Below are 16,250 nucleotides of genomic sequence, written 5' to 3'. Positions count from 1 at the left end.
CAAGCCAAATCGAGGGGCAAGTAAGATGAAAAAGTTTGCGTCCAGTGATGTGGAGGAAGCCAGCGGGACGGGCTATCCGGCCGAGTTCGCCGGGGCGGTGGCCGGGCGTCACACCAAGCGTCTCAGCACTGCCGCCGGCCTGGACCAGTTCGGCGTCAATCTGGTGCGGCTGGAGCCGGGGGCCTGGTCATCCCAGCGCCACTGGCATTCCGATGAGGACGAATTCGTGATCATCCAGTCCGGCGAGGCCGTGCTGGTGAGCGAAGAGGGCGAGACCGTCATGAAGGCGGGTGATTTCGCGGGCTTCCCGGCCGGCGTCGAGGACGCCCACCATCTGGTCAACAAGTCCGAAGAGGACTGTGTCTTCCTGGTGGTCGGGTCGCGCTCGGATTCCGACGCCTGCGACTATCCCGACATTGACCTGAAAGCCCTGCCCGGACGCTATTCCGGCGTTGGTGGTTTCACCCGCAAGGACGGCTCGCACTATTGAACTAGTGCGAGCGGCCGTGGGTTTCCCGGTAGCGCTCCATCGAAACGGAGATCTTGAAGGTCTCGCGGTATTTCGGGGAGCCCACCGGGCGCGGCGGCTTCTGCGAGGTCAGCGCCAGGATGCGTTCCAGCGTGTCATGCGCCGCGCCGGACTGGCCGGCCCCGATATAGGCGTGCAGCTCAACCAGCGCATCCGACAGCGGGTCGCCGCCGCGGATGATGAAATAGGGCTCGTCCTTGGCCAGGCGGTTATAGACGTCATATTCGGACGGATTGTTCGCCGAACCATAGGGGGCGGCCGGGTCGGCTGCCGGACGGTCCTTGGTCTCGTTATCGCTCATGACGGGCCCCTTGTTTCAAAGAAGCGCCCATAGCATCAGATTCGGCGGGTTTGCGGTAGCGTCCGATCACCGCAGGCGGCAGGTGACGCGGCGTTTCCCCCTGCTATCTTCAGATCGAACAGCAGCAATTCAAGGAACGCCCTCATGAGCCCAGCCCGGTCTCTGACGGCCGCCATGATGGGGGTGGCGATCATGACAGCACCGCTTCAGGCACAGGATGGCGCACGCGGCGAGGACCAGGTCCGCGCCCGCGAGATCGGTCTGGAACCCGGCATCCTCTCGCCCGGCCCGCTCAATGCGATCACCGATGTCGAAGGCGTCCGGGTCGGGCATGTCACCCTGACCGGTCCCGGTTTCCTGCGCACGGGTGTCACCGCGATCCGGCCCCACCCCGGCGATATCTACGCGGACCGAGTCCCGGCAGCTCTCGCCGTGGGCAATGGCTATGGCAAGCTGATGGGCGCGACCCAGATCGTCGAACTCGGCGAGATCGAAACGCCGATCCTGCTGACCAATACCATGTCCGTGCCGCGGGTCGCCGATGGCCTGCTCGACTGGTCGCTGGACCGGCCGGGGCATGAGGCCATCGGATCGCTCAACATGGTGGTCGGCGAAACCAATGATGGCCGGCTCAACGATATCCGGGCCCGCGCCGTGCAGCCCGAGCACGCTGTTCAAGCGATCGAGGCAGCGACGGGCGGGCCGGTCGCGGAGGGCAATGTCGGAGCCGGAAACGGCACGGTGGCCTTTGGCTGGAAAGGCGGGATCGGCACGTCCTCGCGCCAAATGCCCGAGGCTCTGGGCGGCTGGACGCTGGGCGTTCTGGTGCAGACCAATTATGGCGGCGTGCTGCAAATGGACGGTCTGCCCGTGGGCGAAACGCTGGGGCAATTCTACCTGTCCGACCAGGTCGCCGATGACCGGGCGGATGGCTCCATCATGATCATCATCGCCACGGATGCCCCCCTGTCCGATCGCAATCTGGAACGATTGGCGCATCGGGCCTTTGCCGGGCTGGCGCGCACGGGGGCCTCAATGACCAATGGATCGGGCGATTACGCGATCGCCTTTTCCACCCATGCCGATGTGCGGCGGACGCCGGAGCGGCGGTCCGAAGTGTCCGCGGTCTCGGACCTGCCCAATGGACAGATGTCGCCGCTCTTCCAGGCGGTGATCGAGACCACGGAGGAGGCGATCTACAATTCCCTGCTGATGGCGGAGGATATCGCTTATCCGCGCGTCGATGGCGGTGAGCCGGTGCGGGCCCTGCCGGTCGAGCAGGTCCGCGAGATGAGCGCCGCCCGTGACGGCGAATAGGTCCGGCATGGCGACCCCACGCATTGCCATTATCGGCGGCGGACCGGCCGGACTGATCGCGGCCGAACATCTGTCCGCCGGCGGGCACAGTGTTGATCTCTACGAGAAAATGCCCACGCCGGGCCGCAAATTCCTGATGGCAGGCCGGGGCGGGCTCAATCTCACCCATTCTGAACCCTTGCCGGCCTTTCTGGGTCGCTATCGCGAGGCGTCGGACTGGTTGGGGCCTGTCATCGCCCGCTTTGATCCGGCCGGCCTGCGCGCCTGGTGCGAAGGGCTGGACCAGCCTACCTTCGTCGGCTCCTCCGGACGGGTCTTCCCCGAGGCGATGAAGGCCTCGCCGCTCCTGCGGGCCTGGCGCGCGCGGCTGGAGGCCCAGGGCGTGGTCTTCCATCTGCGCCATGACTGGACCGGTTGGACGGCGGACGGAGCGCTGGCCTTTGAAACACCGGACGGACAGGTCACGGCCGCGGCGGATGCCACCCTCCTCGCCCTGGGCGGGGCGAGCTGGCCGCGTCTCGGCTCCGATGGGGGCTGGGCGGAGGGCCTGCGGGGCAAAGGTGTCGAGCTCGTGCCGTTTTCGGCCTCCAATTGCGGCGTCGAGATCACCTGGAGCGAGATCACCCGCGACCGGTTTGCCGGCACTCCGCTGAAGACCATCGCGCTCAGCCTGGGCGAGGAACGGATCGAGGGGGAACTCGTCCTGGCGCGTTACGGGCTGGAAGGCGGGGCGGTCTATGCCCTGTCCGGACCCATCCGTACGGCGCTGGAAAACGGACCGCTCACCCTGACCCTGGATTTGCGGCCGCATCTGGACGCTGACGCCCTGGCGGCGAAACTGGCCAAGGCGAAGAAAGGTCAGTCCTTGTCCAACACGCTGCGCAAGGCCGGCCTCTCACCCCAGGCCATCTCCGTCCTGCGCGATGCCGTACCGGACCTGCCCCGCGATCCGCAGGGCCTGGCCGCCCTGATCAAGGCCGTACCGCTGACGGTCACAGCCCAGCGCGGGCTCGATCGCGCCATTTCCTCGGCCGGCGGGATCGCCCGCACGGCGGTGGATGAGCACTTCATGCTGAGCGCCCTGCCGGGTGTGTTCGCGGCTGGCGAAATGCTCGACTGGGATGCGCCCACCGGCGGTTATCTCCTGCAGGCGAGTTTCGCTACAGGCCTGGCGGCCGCGCGGGGGATCGAGGACTGGCTTACCGCAGCAGCTCGTTGATCGAGGTCTTGGACCGCGTCTGGGCGTCGACCTGTTTGACGATCACGGCGCAGGCGAGGGACGGGCCGCCCTTGGGATCCGGCAGCGTGCCCGGCACGACCACGGAATAGGCCGGGATCTCACCACGCGTGATCTCGCCGGTTTCGCGGTTCACGATCTTGGTCGACTGGCCCAGGAAGACACCCATGGAGATAACGGCCCCCTGGCGGACGATCACGCCTTCGGCGACTTCGGACCGGGCACCGACAAACACATCATCCTCGATGATGACCGGACCGGCCTGCAGCGGTTCCAGCACGCCGCCAATCCCGACCCCGCCGGAGATATGGACATTCTTGCCGATCTGGGCGCAGGAACCGACCGTGGCCCAGGTGTCCACCATCGTGCCTTCATCGACATAGGCGCCGATATTCACATAGGAGGGCATCAGAACCGTGCCCGGCGCGATATAGGCGCCTCGGCGCACGGCGCAGGGCGGCACGGCGCGGAATCCGGCAGCCTTGAACTCGTCTTCGCCCCAGCCCTCGAACTTGGAGGGCACCTTGTCCCACCATTTGCCGGAGCCGACACCGCCATCGATCGTGCCCATCGGGTTCAGGCGGAAACCCAGCAGGACCGCCTTCTTGAGCCATTGATGCACGATCCAGTCGCCATTGCCCTCTTTCGAGGCCACCCGGCCCTGGCCGCTGTCCAGCAGCGCAATCGCGCTCTCGACGGCTTCGCGGACCTCGCCCTGCGTGTCTGTCGACACGGTCTCGCGATTGTCCCAGGCGGCTTCGATCATGGAGATGAGGGTGGCGTCGGTCATGATGGGGCGCTCTTGCTGACGAAGTTGCACGTGCGGTGTGTCTCACCGAGAGGCCGGTTTAGTCTGTAAGTTGCGGTGCATCAAACCCTGCGCGTGCGATTTCCTGCACGCTGGCAATCCGCTTGAGGCGTGCGTCGTCAGGTCGCGACCGGCTCATGGGCCTGGGAGGCGTCTGCCGCCGCGGCTTGGGCAGCCGGGGGCGTGAGCAGAAGATGGATATTCGGCCCCGGCCGTCCACGACCCGGGCGCCCGTCCCGCCCGTCCCGGCCCGGCCGTGCAGGCGCGGTCGGTTGCGCGGCACCAGCATCACGTGCCATGCCGTTGCGGCCCGCATCCCCGCCACGGCCGCCCCGCCCGGCCCGGCCACCCAGACTGTCTTTCGAACAGGTTTCGACGCGGTCCCGGTCGTCGGCCGGCAATTCGACAAAAATATTTCCGGCCAGGCCTCCATTCCCGCCATGGCCGCCGTCTCCGCCTGCTCCGCCGTCACCGCCCCGGGCGGCATGTGTGCGCCCGTTTCCGCCGTCACCGCCGCGACCGCCCCGACCGCCATTGCCTCCGGGCTGGCCCGCACTGGCCTGACCGAAAACGCGAACACCTTTCGGGGCAAAACCACTGATCCGGCCAATGCGGATATCGGCGACCATCGCCAGCCCGCCATTCTGTCCGCGAGTGCCGTCCTGACCCGGCAGCCCGTCCTGTCCGTCCGTTGCCGGTTCGAGAATGGTGGCTTGTCCAAGAGGTCCGAGAAGACTGGGTTCCGGGGTGCGTTCTCGTGCGGTTCGTCCCGGCACGCCGTCCAGCCCGTCCCGTCCGTCTTCCGACGGCGCGTCGCGAAGGGCGCTGTAGGCGGCATGCGCCGTCCCGCGGACATGGATCTCGAATTGCGGGACAGGCGGTTGTCCCGGTCCGGTCGGCGGATCCGCAATGAGATGTCCGATATTGCAGACGCAGACATTGCCGCGCACGGTCAGACGGGCCCCGGGTTCGACAATGAGCCGGTCAACCTGGAGCAGGACATAGAGTTCCTCGCGACTGTCCAGACCGTCCCACCAGGTGTGGGACGCTGTCAGGTCGAGCGTTTCACCCTGGGCAATGCGGATTTCGTGCTGGCGCAGGACCCGGACATGCAAAGGGAGGTGATTGCGATGGCCATCAAGATCCGCCTCGCAGATCGAGCCGTTGGCGAGCATGAATTCCTCGCCCCGGTCGTGCATGCCAAGACGCAATCGCCCCCGGGACCGCATCTGGGCTTGTTGCCAATAGGCCTGGCTGCGCGCGTGGCGCGCATCTTCGGACGGAGGACCGAGAAACCGGCGCCCGTCTTCCAAGGTTGGAATTTGCACGCAATAATCGCCCAGCGGCCATCCGGCCCCTGTGTCCGACCTGTTCAGATCTCGGTGTTGCATCCAGTTATTCCAAGCAGGGATGCCGCGTTGCGCCGGACGCTGCCGACCGCACAGACGGAATCAGAAGTAGTGAATCTGGTAGTTGGCGGGCATGCCGGAGCCTTTGCCGTGCTCCCCGCGAGAGCCCGACATGCCCGGACTATTCTCCTTGCCCGTCTTCCCTTTGTTGGCATGTTTGCCGCCACTGCCACCCTTGCCGGGCTCGCCAGGCAGGCCGGCCTTCCCGGCATTTCCGTATTTGCCTGGCGACACCGTGCTCTTATTGGTCTGGAGCATCGCGGTCGCCTCCTTGGGGAAGAGGATATAGATATCGCCCCAGGCGTCGACGGCCCGACCTCCGTCGCCGCCATTCAGGCCATCGCCGCCTTCACCGGCCTTGCCGCCATTGCCGCCATTCGTGCCTGTGCATCCTGAATCGCAGCCTTTTCCGCCTCTCCCGCCATCCTGGCCCTTGCCGCCATTGCCGCCATCACCGCCATCCCCTCCGGCGCCGGACTCGGTGAAGACAATAAACGGGTTGGGACCGGCAAATTTATCGATTGTGACATTCGCCGACATGGATCCTCGTCCGTCATCGCCGCGTTCGCCGTCGGTGCCGTTACGGCCGCGCGCGCCGTCATCGCCGTCACCGCCGCTGCTTTTGCAGACGCCGGGCGAGGCGGTCTTTCCCTTTTTGCCCGTCTTCGCCGGTTCGGCGTACGGGGCTCCGTCTTCACCGCGCGGGCCATTCTCTCCCTTTTCTCCAAGAATGCCGATGTGGAAATGGGTTGAGCCGGGGTCATTGACCGCCAGCTCACGGGCCGTGATATGCAGTGAGGTTGTAATGGCCTGAATGCTGCCGCCGGAAAAAGTGAGTGTGTCGCAGCTGATCACGACAGGCGCGCCGCCAGGCCCCAGAATCTCATCTTCGGAAATCACCAGGTCGGTGGCGCTCATCACCTTGGCCGAAATCGGGAAGGCGGTCTGTGCATAGTCACGCGCCTGTTCGCTCAGCGTGTGCCGGCCGTAAACATGCCGTTCCAGTTCGTCCAGCAGGGCCAGTGTACTGTCAGGGCTCGTCGGGCGGGACTTGTGAGCGGCAGAATGGGCGTCACGCTGTGCCTCTGTCAGGGATCCGCCGAAAATCTCCCTGAAGTCTTCGAACGAAGCGATTTTCACCGTCGTCCGGATCGTTTCACCCCGTTCGAGGGCGTCCCGGTCCAGCCCGAGACGGTCCGCGAGGGCCAGATATCTGGGTGTGTCATCATGCGTCATGTCGCTATCGCCCCCCGGCTGCTAGCAGCGATTGATACCCCCGATCACAGCTCCCTGAATTGATACTTTGAGTTGAAACAATCTATGCATCGTTCCAGCAACAAGTACAGGGCGAAGTTGATAATCCGACGCCGGCGGTCGCCGATCTGGCTTTGAATGGGGGATCAGCGCGGTTTCGATGCGCTGGTGGTGATTGTGCCGAGAAATGTGCTCAGGCAGTCGATGGCGTAATGGACATGATCCGGGTGTTCGCCCGGGCCGGCGCTTTCCTCGTCGCGGTCGCCTTCCTTGGCCCGAACCAGCACGGTGGTGAAGCCCAATTCATGCGCCGTCTTCAGATTGCGCACACTGTCTTCGAAGAAGACGGATTGGGGAATGGGCAGGTTGAACCGGCTGGTGAAGCGGTCAAAGCCCTCGCGATGGGGTTTGGGGGTGAAGTCGGCGGCCTCGACATCGAAAATGTCGTGGAAGAGGTGGTCCAGGCCGAGCCGGCCGAGCACATTCTCCGCATGGCGCAAGGACCCGTTCGTGTAGACCAGGCGCTGGCCGGGCAGGGCGGCGATGCGATCGGCGAGTGTGTGGTCCGGGTCGATCACGCTGGCATCGATGTCATGGACAAAGTCCATGAAGGCACGCTGGTCCACGCCGTGATGGGTCATCAGCCCGTTCAGCGTGGTGCCATAGGTGCGCCAGTAATCCTTCTGGACCTTGCGGGCCTCGTCCTCGGGCAGGTCCAGCAGCTGCGCCACATAGAGCGTCATGCGCCGGTCCACCTGCGACATGATCGGCGCGTCGGACGGGTAGAGCGTATTGTCCAGGTCGAACACCCAGTGGGAGATGTGCGAGAGGTCGGGGCGTTCGTCCGTCATGGGTCAGCCGCCCTCGAAATCGTTTTCTTCGACCGTGACCCGTACGCCGCCATCCTGCGGCGCCGGAACCCGGCGGAAGCGGGCGGTGGAATAGCCGCGCTCGGCGCAATCGGTCCGCTCTTCGGCCACGAAACGGGCCGGGGCAAGGCAGAAAGCGGTGTCGCCGCCGGTCATGGCGCGGCGTCCGGACGAGGACACCCGTTCGGCATAGACATAGGCCGGGGCGTCGTCCCCGCCGGCGGTTTCCAGACGGTTGCCGATCAGGCGGGCGCATTCGCCGGCATGGATGCGCCACCAACCGCGTGACTGCCAGATGGAGGCGGTGCGGTAGCCGACCGCGGCAGAGATATCGCCATCCGCTTCATTGCACAGGATCAGACCGCTGCTGGCATTGCGTTCCAGGGCCCGGGCTTCCAGCGCGTCGATCAGGGCCGCATCGCTGGGATCGCGGCCGATCCCGGCCGTCTCGAGAAAGCGCGAGATGGCGCGGCGGGTGGAGCTGCCTTCATAGCCGTCCACACCATTCACCGGGAAACCGGCCGATTGCAGCAGGCGCTGGATGCCGGCCGTTCCGGAGCGGCGCCCATAGTCCGACGGTTCCGCCAGCACGGTGCGTTCCCGGTCGTCGCCCTCGCGGACGAAAAAGTCGCGGGAGGCCAGGCCCAGTGCGGCGCAGCGCGTATTGGCGACGACTTCGAAATCGGCTTCATCGACGCACAAGGGCACGGTGCCGCGCCATTCGCGCACGCCGCCCAGATAGGCCAGTGAGGACTTGGCATAGAAGAAGATCGGCTGTTCCTGCGTCAGGTCCACTTCCTCGGCGATCGTCTCGCATTCGCCCGGGCGGACCCGTGTCCAGCCCTCGATCGCAACGCCGCCCTCGACCGCCCAGCCAGCGGCGACTTCGGCGATGAAACTGGTCTCATTGCAGATCTCGGCCGCCTCGGACCGGGCTGTCAGACCCAGGGCGAGGAGCGCGAAAAGACCGCTTATTTTAATGAAACGGGGCACCATCAGGCGAAGTCCGGCAAGAGTTCGGCAATCTCGGCCCGCAACAGGTCGATCCCGTCCGTCTTGGAGGATGAGGTGGCAGAAACCCGGGGGAAAGCGGCGGGCCTCTTCATGATCGCGGTGCGGATTTCCTCGCTGACCCGTTTGACGGCCGGCGGTTTGATCTTGTCGGTCTTGGTCAGCACGATCTGGTAGCTGACGGCCGCTTCGTCGAACACGTCCATGATCTTCTCGTCCACGGCCTTGAGACCATGGCGGCTGTCGATCAGCAGGTAGACGCGCTTCAGATTGACCCGTCCGCGCAGGAAGGCGCGGGTGAGGCGGGTCCATTTCTCGACCACATCCTTGGGCGCCTTGGCATAGCCATAGCCGGGCAGGTCGACGATGCGCAGGCCCGTCTCATCGACATTGAAAAAGTTGAGTTCGCGCGTGCGGCCCGGCTCGCCCGAGGCGCGGGCGAGACCGTTCTGCCGCGTCAGCGCATTGATCAGCGAAGACTTGCCGACATTGGAGCGGCCGGCAAAGGCCACTTCGATCCGGTCCGGCGGCGGCAGATGGTTGAGATCAACCGCACCCATGAGGAAGGTGCAGGGCCGGGAAAACAATCGCCGGCCAGCGGCGATATCGAGGTCGGAATTATCGGCCAGAACGGCTCTCCCTTTGAAGGCGTAGCGAATTCCATCCACGATAAGGAATTCGCCATCCGCCCGCAAAGGTGACCAAACGCGGCCGTATCTCAAGAACGTGCTGCAGTTCTATGATGTCATGCGTGCAGTGACGGCGGCTCGGCCCGCTCTCTGGCAGCGGCGGCGTGACTATTGAGAGGCAAGGCTGTTCAGTGCTGTTTGGGCCGCCCGCTTTACTAGGGGATTGCCGCGCGCCATGGCCCGCAGATAGATCGACTCCTTGATGTCGGGTGAGCAGGCGATGCCCTGGATCGCCCGAACGGCAGCCGCCCGAACCTGACCATTCGGGTGGTTCGTCGCGATTGTGTCGATCATGTCGAGGGAGCTCTCAACGTGTTCGGTTGCTGTGTAGATGGCCAGCAAATGGACAAGACCGTTCGGCGTGGCGACTTCGCTGATGTGCTGCATGCTGGGATCGAATATGTATTGATCCGTATGGGCGGAAATAATCCCAGTGCCCATCAAGTTGAGGGAAACCGATGTCGATTGAGGCGGGTGTTGTACATGGATCGTGCGGTGCCCTCGATAGAGGTGGGTCTCGTCCAAGTTCAACCGAAAGCGGCCAAGCGGTTTCAGGTCGACCTGTTCACCAACATAACCATCGACAACGTCATAGTCGTATTCGTAACACGTGGTCTCATAGCCAGGGCCTAGATGGCCAATGGTCAAAAAGTCAAAATTGTGGTCGTGGGGGAACTCGTAGGTGAACGCCCTGTTGCTGGACACGCCGTACAGGTCGCCCTCTACGCCCGGCCAGACGGCACACCGCAAATATATACCATTCTGACGGTACATGATCATGGCTTGGGCGCTGTAGACTGAACGCGTTCTGGCATCGATGGGCTGCATCAGCGCGTCCCGGATATGATCCACAACTAGGCGCTTGTTATTGCTGAGGCGCCGCAGCAGGGGCGCACATTCTTTCAGGCCCTCTGGCGAAGCGCTCGACAGACCCTGAGCGCGATACTCGTCGCAAAATTCCTCTATCGAAATCGCATCTGTCTCTGAAGTCTCGACAATCTCAACCATGTTACTGCCTCTAAGCCGGTTCTGCTTGAATGTGGGATTGCGCGATCAGGTCCAGAGTTTGCCGAGCTGCGAGGCGAACCTCTGCGTGGGGGTCGTGGTCGGCAAACGCTTGCAATTGGGAGAACCAGACGTCGGGCTCGCACCTTTGGATGAGCGTGCGCATGGCATCCCAGCGAATGTAGTGCTGATCGGAACTGAGAAAGTATACCAGCGTCTCGATATCGGAGCGCGTGATCTCATCCAGTGTGCCAATCAGCTCAATAAATATCTGCGCTTGCGAATGTGCAGTCTTTTTGGGTCTGACGGCTATGCATTTACGGGTTTTCGTATCGAAATCCATCACGAGCTCAGTATCTGGATTGTCGATAAACAGCGATGCCGTGACAATAGGACCGCTCGACGAGGTGAAGGAAATTGATTGAGTGGCACCGTTGATAAATGCAGAGGTGCCGCAGCCGATCGAGCCGGCGCCAACCTCCTCGCACCGATAGGTCGACAGAGGGGTGTCCGGGGATGCTGGTCTGTCGATCTGCCACTTCTTGTAGTGGAGCGTGTGCTCGCTCAGAACCGTTTGGAAAATATCACAACCACCAAATATGACTATTCGGGAGCTATCCGTGTCTTGTTCTGCGCTCGCCTCTGAAGAGAGTTTGTCGAAAAGTTCAAGTGTAAGAATAATGTTATTGGGGAATATCAAAGACACGCTCGTGCGTCGGGATTCCCAATTTGATGAAAAAGTCGGTATCGCGTATGGAAATGATACGGCTGAAGATATGTAACTTTTGCACAAATTGAGTGTGCATTCGGAAAAAGATTTCGACGCAATGTAGTCACGAAAGCTATCAATTTGATTTTTTGATTTTCTGTATGAAGAGTGTTTTTCCAAATTTTTGCATAATTCTTTATACTCTGATGTGCCGCGTATGTTTGTATCATACGCCTCAATGCTCGTATCTACATGGCTTGAGAAATTCGGTGAATTCAGAGGTATTTCTTGGTCTGGCAAGTATTTCATTGCTGGGTCCCGTCCAGGCGAACAAAAAGAGTATGGGCGCGCAAATTTTTGCGCGCCCAAGCATTACGCTCCAGTGGCAACCCATACTTCGATTGCAATAATCGCAGGTACAATAAGTACAGGGTGAATCGTCTCTTCTGCCGTTTTTGAGTTGTGCATGGAAACCGGGGTTTCAAGTTTAGGAACAACAAAATCTTTCATGAGATTCTCCATCTAATACTTTGCCGAAAAACCAAAAGCGGTGAACGACAAGCCATATAACGCTAGGGTGCAGTTTGGGGCTCGGTCAAGTCGTAACCTCGAGGTGCACGTCTACAGATTGTCATTTTAGGCGAGCGAAATCAGCCAGCGCCCGGCCGTTTGGGTCTTTGCAGACAGGGGTTTGGAGGCTTGGAAAACGCGGGAACGCCGCGTGTTGGCATCGCTGGCCCCGCGGGTCGCGTCGATGGCGTGGCTTGGGTCTCTGCGGGGCGCGCCAAGCCTGCGGCGGGGTTGGTTCGAGCCTGCCGTATCGAAACCCGCCGGGCTGGCATGAAGGGAGCATGCCAGTGCTCATCTCTTCAGCGTGCGCACGAGCAAACCCTTGCGTGCTGCATGCGTTAGGCGGAGTGCGGGTCTGTTGAGCGGTTAACTCTTACGCTTGAGCAGGTGGGCAATGAATTTGTCGAATTGCGTTTCATTTCCCTGCCGCCGCATGATGACGTACTGCTGGAGTACGGTGAGCGTATTGTTCCACGCCCAATAAATCACCAGACCGGCCGCGAACGGTGCGAGCACAAAGGTGAAAATGATCGGCAGAAAAGCCAGGATTTTCGCCTGCATGGGATCCGGCGGCGGCGGGTTGAGTGCCTGCTGCGCGGCCATGGTGATGCCCATGATGATCGGCCAGGCGCCGATGCCCAGAACACCGCCGATCAGCCACAGGCCGGACGGGTCGTAGGGGATCAGACCGAACAGGTTCCAGACATTCGTCGGGTCCGGCGCGGACAGGTCGCGGATCCAGCCGAAGAAGGGCGCGTGGCGCATTTCAATGGCATTGAAAAGGGTCTGGTAGAGCGCAAAGAAGATCGGGATCTGTGGCAGCATGGGAAGACAGCCGGCCATCGGATTGATCTTCTCGGTCCGATAGAAATCCATCATCGCCTTTTGCTGTTTTTGCTGGTCAGACGAATAACGCTCGCGGATTTCCTGGATTTTGGGCTGAGCGGCCTTGATCTTCGCCATCGAGGCGTAGGCGCGGTTGGCCAGCGGGAACATCAGGATCTTGATCAGCAGGGTCAGGGCGAGGATGGCGAGACCGAACTGGCCGGTAAAGCCTTCCAGCAGGTGCAGAAGCCAAACGAAGGGGCGCGCCAGGAACCAGAGCCAGCCCCAATTGATCGCCATGTCGAATTTCTCGATGCCGACCTCGTCCTGCACGGCCTGCAGGACGTCAAGCTCCTTGGCTCCGGCAAAGATGCGGGTGGTGGAGCTCAGGCTCTCACCCGGGGCCAGGGCCTGGGCCTGCTCGACATAGGAGGCTTCGTATGCGTCCGTGCCTGCGCGGTCGATGGTGCGGAAACGGGCGGTGAAGCTGCGGTCCTGATCGGGAATGGCGGCCGCCATCCAGTAGCGCTGGGTGATGCCGACCCAGCCGCCCACGCCGCTTTCCTCTTCGGCCCCGTCACCGTCTTCAAGCTTGGTGAACTTGCTCTGGAAGAGCGTGCCGTCGACAACGGCGAGCGCGCCCTCGAAGACGGCGATATTGCGCACCAGGTCTTCCGGCAGGCCTTCATGGCGCACCAGGCCATAGCGGGAGAGTTCCACTTCGGACCCGGCATTGTTGGTGACCGTGTCTTCCAGGGTGAAGAGGTAATCCTCGTCGACCGAGATCGTGCGTTCGAAATGCAGGCCCGACGGGCTGTCATAGGCCAGCACGACGGGGGTGTCGGGGGTCAGCGTGTCGCCGGAGACCAGCGTCCATTCCGTGGACCCGCCCGGCAGATCGTTGAAGCCCGGCGTGGCGGACTGCCAGCCATCGCGGGCGTAGAAGACATGCTCGGTCCCGATCGGGTTGAGCAGGGCGACCGGTGTGTCGTCATCAATGCTGGTCGTGTGGCGGACCAGACGGATATCGTCGAAACGGGCGCCGGTCAGCGAGAAGGAGCCGATCACGGACGGGCCTTCAATGGCGATCCGGCTGTTTTCGGTCAGCGCATCATCGCGGTCGACATAGCTCGGGGCGGCGGGCTCGCCGGTCTCTACCGGAAGATCAGGGTCGGCCAGCTCACCGGCGGCCTCCAGAGCCGCTTGCTCGGCTTCGCGCGCTTCGCGCTGCGGGCCCATGAAGAAGACATCATAGCCCAGCATGATCACGACGATCAGGCCCAGTGCGATAAACAGATTGCGTTGATCTTCGCCCATGAAAACTCGGCCTTTCAGGCTTGCTGTGTCCCTTCGTCCGGTGCCTCGGACGGTTTGAGGCTTACCAGTGCGCTTTTGACATCCCCGACGAGGCGCGACCATTCCTTCTCCGGCGTGGACGCACGCGCGATGAATACATAGTCAAACCCGGACTGTCCGTGGAGGGGGAGTAGCAGCCGGGCGGCCTCGCGCAAACGCCGTTTGCTACGATTTCTGACCACGGCACCGCCAATTTTGCGGGTGGCAGTGAACCCGGCACCGACCCAGGGGCCCATATGAGAAGAGCCGTCCCGTCTTCGCGCCTGGATGACGACGCTGGACCGGACGGCTTTCTTGCCCTTGGCGACGAACAAAAATTCGCGCCGCTTTGTCAGCCGTTTAACGGCCAGCGGCTGCGTGTCCATCGGGATTAGGCGGACAGGCGCTTGCGACCTTTGGCCCGGCGGCGTGCCAGAACCTGACGGCCGTTTTTCGTTGCCATGCGCGCACGGAACCCGTGCCGACGCTTGCGGACGAGGTTGGACGGTTGAAATGTGCGTTTCACGGTCGCGCTCCATCGGCGTTCAATTCGAGAGCGGCGGCTAATACGCGGCTGGACCATCCGCGTCAAGACCTGCGAGGGGATTTGCGCAGGCAATGACAGGTGCACAACCGGCGCGCCGTGACCGCTTGCCGCCCCCCACGGGCTGGTCTATTGCCGGTCAGGCTCATGATCACACAACCGCCACCGGATAAAGCCCGTGATGACACGCAGGACAGTGCCGCGCCGCGGCCGGGGATCGGGCGTCTCGTCGACAGCCTGCCGGGGCAGCTATTCCTCGTCACGATCGGCCTGGTTTTCACCGGTGTTGCCCTGTTCTTCTTTCCTGCGGCGGCGAGTTTCCGGCTGCAATGGATGAGTGACCGTGCCGAGGCGGCCCATCTGGCGGCCCTGGCCGCGGATGTGGCGCCGGAGGGCGCGCTGGGCGAAGCGGAGGTGCGCACCCTGTTGATGGGCGCCGACGCCATTGCCGTGTCCCGGGTCCGCAATGGCATGAATGAGCTCGTCCTCTTCCCCGGTCCGATCGAGGGCGGATTCGTGGAGAGCGATCTGCGTACGACCGGGCTCTGGGGCCATTTGCGCGACACGGTGGACGTGATGTTCGCGCCGCCGGGCCGGATGCTGCGGATCAGCGCGGAACCCATGGGCGCACCGGGTGAGGTGATCCGGGTGATCGTGCGCGAGACGCCGTTGCAGGAGGAATTGCACGCCTTTTCACGGCGGCTTCTCCTGTATTCCGGCATTGGTGCCATCCTCGCCGGTGCGGTGATCTATGCCGCCCTGTTCCGGCTCTTTGTCCGCCCGATGCGGCGCCTGGCCGGGTCCATGACGCGTTTCCGCGAGGATCCGTCCGATCCGGCACGCAGCATCCGGCCATCCGGCGCCCGCGGTGAATTCGGCCAGGCCGAGGCCGAGCTGGCGCGCATGCAGAGTGATATCCGCACCGCCCTGACCCAGCGCGAGCGCCTGGCGGCCCTGGGCAGTGCTGTGGCCAAGATCAATCATGATCTGCGCAATGTGCTGGCCTCGACCCACCTCGTCTCCGACCGGCTGGCGATGGACAGTGATGAGCGCGTGCGCCGCATGGGCGAGCGCCTCGTGCGGGCCATCGACCGGGGTATCCGCCTCTGCGAGGCGACGCTGGAATTCGGGCGCGCCGAGGAAAGCCCGCCCGCCCGTCAGCCGGTCCCGGCCCGGGCCCTGGTGGATGAGGTCTCGCTGCATGCCGGGCGCGGCGACCAGCATGGCTGGCAGAACGACCTGTCGGCGGATCTGGTGCTGGATGCCGATCCGGACCAGGTGCACCGCATCTTCCTCAACCTGTTCCGCAATGCCGTCCAGGCGCTGGACGAGCATGAGGGCGAGCACCGCCTCGCCGTTACCGGACGATGCGAGGACGGTTTTGCCGTGATCGAGATCATCGATACCGGCCCCGGCCTGCCCCCCAAGGCCCGCGACAATCTCTTCCAGGCCTTCACCGGCTCCACCCGCCGCGGCGGCACCGGTCTCGGCCTCTCCATCGCCCGCGAATTGGCCCGCGGCCACGAAGGCGATGTGGAACTGGTCAGGACCGGTAAGGATGGGACCGTGTTTGCGGTGAGACTGCCGGTTTCGGGGTAGGGTATTGCCGGGCCGCTGACGCGGCCGCCCCTCACCCGGCGCTGCGCGCCACCCTCTCCCGCAAGGGGAGAGGGAGTTTCCTGCAAAGCCCTGACGTGCTCCTTCTCCCCTTGCGGGAGAAGCAACTATGTCGTTTGCATTTCTGATTGCCATGGTGTTTGGCGTTTCAGGACGAGGTTTGCAGCCTCGATGAGCTTTCGCATGACGGCGACGTTGACGAGTTTGGGTGGTTTGCCGGC

The 16,250-nt window shown here is 63.1% G+C and carries 17 protein-coding genes; 4 read left to right on the top strand and 13 right to left on the bottom strand.

Annotation, left to right across the window (positions count from 1 at the left end; translation table 11 throughout):
* Positions 1-25 precede the first annotated feature (25 nt).
* Positions 26-490 (top strand): cupin domain-containing protein, encoded by a 465-nt coding sequence (locus FCS99_RS15280; protein ID WP_138514128.1) that lies wholly within the window; start codon positions 26-28, stop codon positions 488-490.
* 1 nt (position 491) lies between these two features.
* Here FCS99_RS15280 and FCS99_RS15275 read toward each other — a convergent pair whose 3' ends face one another.
* Positions 492-830, bottom strand: a complete 339-nt coding sequence (locus FCS99_RS15275) for an aspartate decarboxylase (protein ID WP_138514126.1) — start codon at positions 828-830, stop codon at positions 492-494.
* Between the two features lie 192 nt (positions 831-1,022).
* Between FCS99_RS15275 and FCS99_RS15270 the strand changes: the two genes are divergently transcribed.
* Positions 1,023-2,147: a DmpA family aminopeptidase gene (locus FCS99_RS15270; RefSeq protein ID WP_233352866.1), complete on the top strand. Its 1,125-nt coding sequence runs from the start codon at positions 1,023-1,025 to the stop codon at positions 2,145-2,147.
* A 7-nt stretch (positions 2,148-2,154) separates the two neighbouring features.
* Entirely contained in the window at positions 2,155-3,366 is a 1,212-nt protein-coding gene (locus FCS99_RS15265; protein WP_138514122.1) for a TIGR03862 family flavoprotein, read from the top strand.
* Here the strand turns inward: FCS99_RS15265 and dapD are convergent.
* The 12 genes from dapD to rpmH form a co-directional block, all read right to left on the bottom strand.
* The gene (gene dapD / locus FCS99_RS15260; RefSeq protein WP_138514120.1) at positions 3,347-4,174 is read right to left on the bottom strand and encodes a 2,3,4,5-tetrahydropyridine-2,6-dicarboxylate N-succinyltransferase; all 828 of its coding nucleotides are present in this window, start codon (positions 4,172-4,174) and stop codon (positions 3,347-3,349) included. The genes FCS99_RS15265 and dapD overlap by 20 nt on opposite strands.
* A gap of 137 nt (positions 4,175-4,311) precedes the next feature.
* Complete coding sequence (locus tag FCS99_RS15255; protein ID WP_138514118.1) at positions 4,312-5,520, bottom strand: hypothetical protein; 1,209 nt, start codon at positions 5,518-5,520, stop codon at positions 4,312-4,314.
* A 123-nt stretch (positions 5,521-5,643) separates the two neighbouring features.
* Positions 5,644-6,837 (bottom strand): hypothetical protein, encoded by a 1,194-nt coding sequence (locus FCS99_RS15250; protein WP_138514116.1) that lies wholly within the window; start codon positions 6,835-6,837, stop codon positions 5,644-5,646.
* A gap of 164 nt (positions 6,838-7,001) precedes the next feature.
* Positions 7,002-7,706, bottom strand: coding sequence for a pyrimidine 5'-nucleotidase (locus FCS99_RS15245; RefSeq protein WP_138514114.1), 705 nt, complete (start codon positions 7,704-7,706; stop codon positions 7,002-7,004).
* Between the two features lie 3 nt (positions 7,707-7,709).
* Positions 7,710-8,720, bottom strand: coding sequence for a DUF1036 domain-containing protein (locus FCS99_RS15240; protein WP_138514112.1), 1,011 nt, complete (start codon positions 8,718-8,720; stop codon positions 7,710-7,712).
* Entirely contained in the window at positions 8,720-9,295 is a 576-nt protein-coding gene (gene yihA, locus FCS99_RS15235; RefSeq protein ID WP_407658298.1) for a ribosome biogenesis GTP-binding protein YihA/YsxC, read from the bottom strand. Before yihA ends, FCS99_RS15240 begins: the two co-directional genes overlap by 1 nt.
* A 237-nt stretch (positions 9,296-9,532) precedes the next feature.
* Complete coding sequence (locus tag FCS99_RS15230) at positions 9,533-10,432, bottom strand: hypothetical protein (RefSeq protein ID WP_138514110.1); 900 nt, start codon at positions 10,430-10,432, stop codon at positions 9,533-9,535.
* Between the two features lie 10 nt (positions 10,433-10,442).
* Positions 10,443-11,135 (bottom strand): HEAT repeat domain-containing protein, encoded by a 693-nt coding sequence (locus FCS99_RS15225; RefSeq protein WP_138514108.1) that lies wholly within the window; start codon positions 11,133-11,135, stop codon positions 10,443-10,445.
* Positions 11,136-11,510: 375 nt separating this feature from the next.
* Entirely contained in the window at positions 11,511-11,648 is a 138-nt protein-coding gene (locus FCS99_RS16170) for a hypothetical protein (RefSeq protein WP_171036407.1), read from the bottom strand.
* A gap of 426 nt (positions 11,649-12,074) precedes the next feature.
* Positions 12,075-13,850 carry a membrane protein insertase YidC gene (yidC, locus tag FCS99_RS15220; RefSeq protein ID WP_138514106.1) on the bottom strand — a complete coding sequence of 592 codons (1,776 nt, stop codon included), beginning with the start codon at positions 13,848-13,850 and terminating at the stop codon, positions 12,075-12,077.
* Positions 13,851-13,864: 14 nt separating this feature from the next.
* Positions 13,865-14,254 carry a ribonuclease P protein component gene (locus FCS99_RS15215; protein WP_138514103.1) on the bottom strand — a complete coding sequence of 130 codons (390 nt, stop codon included), beginning with the start codon at positions 14,252-14,254 and terminating at the stop codon, positions 13,865-13,867.
* Positions 14,255-14,259: 5 nt separating this feature from the next.
* Positions 14,260-14,394, bottom strand: a complete 135-nt coding sequence (gene rpmH, locus FCS99_RS15210) for a 50S ribosomal protein L34 (protein WP_014283918.1) — start codon at positions 14,392-14,394, stop codon at positions 14,260-14,262.
* 165 nt (positions 14,395-14,559) lie between these two features.
* Here rpmH and FCS99_RS15205 point away from each other — a divergent pair, with 165 nt between their 5' ends.
* Positions 14,560-16,011: a sensor histidine kinase gene (locus FCS99_RS15205; protein WP_138514101.1), complete on the top strand. Its 1,452-nt coding sequence runs from the start codon at positions 14,560-14,562 to the stop codon at positions 16,009-16,011.
* The last annotated feature ends 239 nt before the right edge of the window (positions 16,012-16,250 follow it).

The sequence above is a fragment of the Maricaulis alexandrii genome (assembly GCF_005871165.1).
Classification (GTDB): Bacteria; Pseudomonadota; Alphaproteobacteria; order Caulobacterales; family Maricaulaceae; genus Maricaulis; species Maricaulis alexandrii.
The sequence above is the reverse complement of the archived record's forward strand: the minus strand, read 5'-3'. Positions and strand labels throughout refer to the sequence as shown.

Bases quoted from the DNA above. Each gene is read 5' to 3' on its own strand.
- FCS99_RS15205 (WP_138514101.1), top strand. From the start codon at position 14,560: ATGATCACACAACCGCCACCGGATAAAGCCCGTGATGACACGCAGGAC.
- FCS99_RS15275 (WP_138514126.1), bottom strand. From the start codon at position 830: ATGAGCGATAACGAGACCAAGGACCGTCCGGCAGCCGACCCGGCCGCC.
- FCS99_RS15265 (WP_138514122.1), top strand. From the start codon at position 2,155: ATGGCGACCCCACGCATTGCCATTATCGGCGGCGGACCGGCCGGACTG.
- FCS99_RS15245 (WP_138514114.1), bottom strand. From the start codon at position 7,706: ATGACGGACGAACGCCCCGACCTCTCGCACATCTCCCACTGGGTGTTC.
- FCS99_RS15280 (WP_138514128.1), top strand. From the start codon at position 26: ATGAAAAAGTTTGCGTCCAGTGATGTGGAGGAAGCCAGCGGGACGGGC.
- FCS99_RS15250 (WP_138514116.1), bottom strand. From the start codon at position 6,837: ATGACGCATGATGACACACCCAGATATCTGGCCCTCGCGGACCGTCTC.
- FCS99_RS16170 (WP_171036407.1), bottom strand. From the start codon at position 11,648: ATGAAAGATTTTGTTGTTCCTAAACTTGAAACCCCGGTTTCCATGCAC.
- FCS99_RS15215 (WP_138514103.1), bottom strand. From the start codon at position 14,254: ATGGACACGCAGCCGCTGGCCGTTAAACGGCTGACAAAGCGGCGCGAA.
- yihA (WP_407658298.1), bottom strand. From the start codon at position 9,295: ATGGGTGCGGTTGATCTCAACCATCTGCCGCCGCCGGACCGGATCGAA.
- FCS99_RS15240 (WP_138514112.1), bottom strand. From the start codon at position 8,720: ATGGTGCCCCGTTTCATTAAAATAAGCGGTCTTTTCGCGCTCCTCGCC.
- yidC (WP_138514106.1), bottom strand. From the start codon at position 13,850: ATGGGCGAAGATCAACGCAATCTGTTTATCGCACTGGGCCTGATCGTC.
- FCS99_RS15270 (WP_233352866.1), top strand. From the start codon at position 1,023: ATGACAGCACCGCTTCAGGCACAGGATGGCGCACGCGGCGAGGACCAG.
- dapD (WP_138514120.1), bottom strand. From the start codon at position 4,174: ATGACCGACGCCACCCTCATCTCCATGATCGAAGCCGCCTGGGACAAT.
- FCS99_RS15230 (WP_138514110.1), bottom strand. From the start codon at position 10,432: ATGGTTGAGATTGTCGAGACTTCAGAGACAGATGCGATTTCGATAGAG.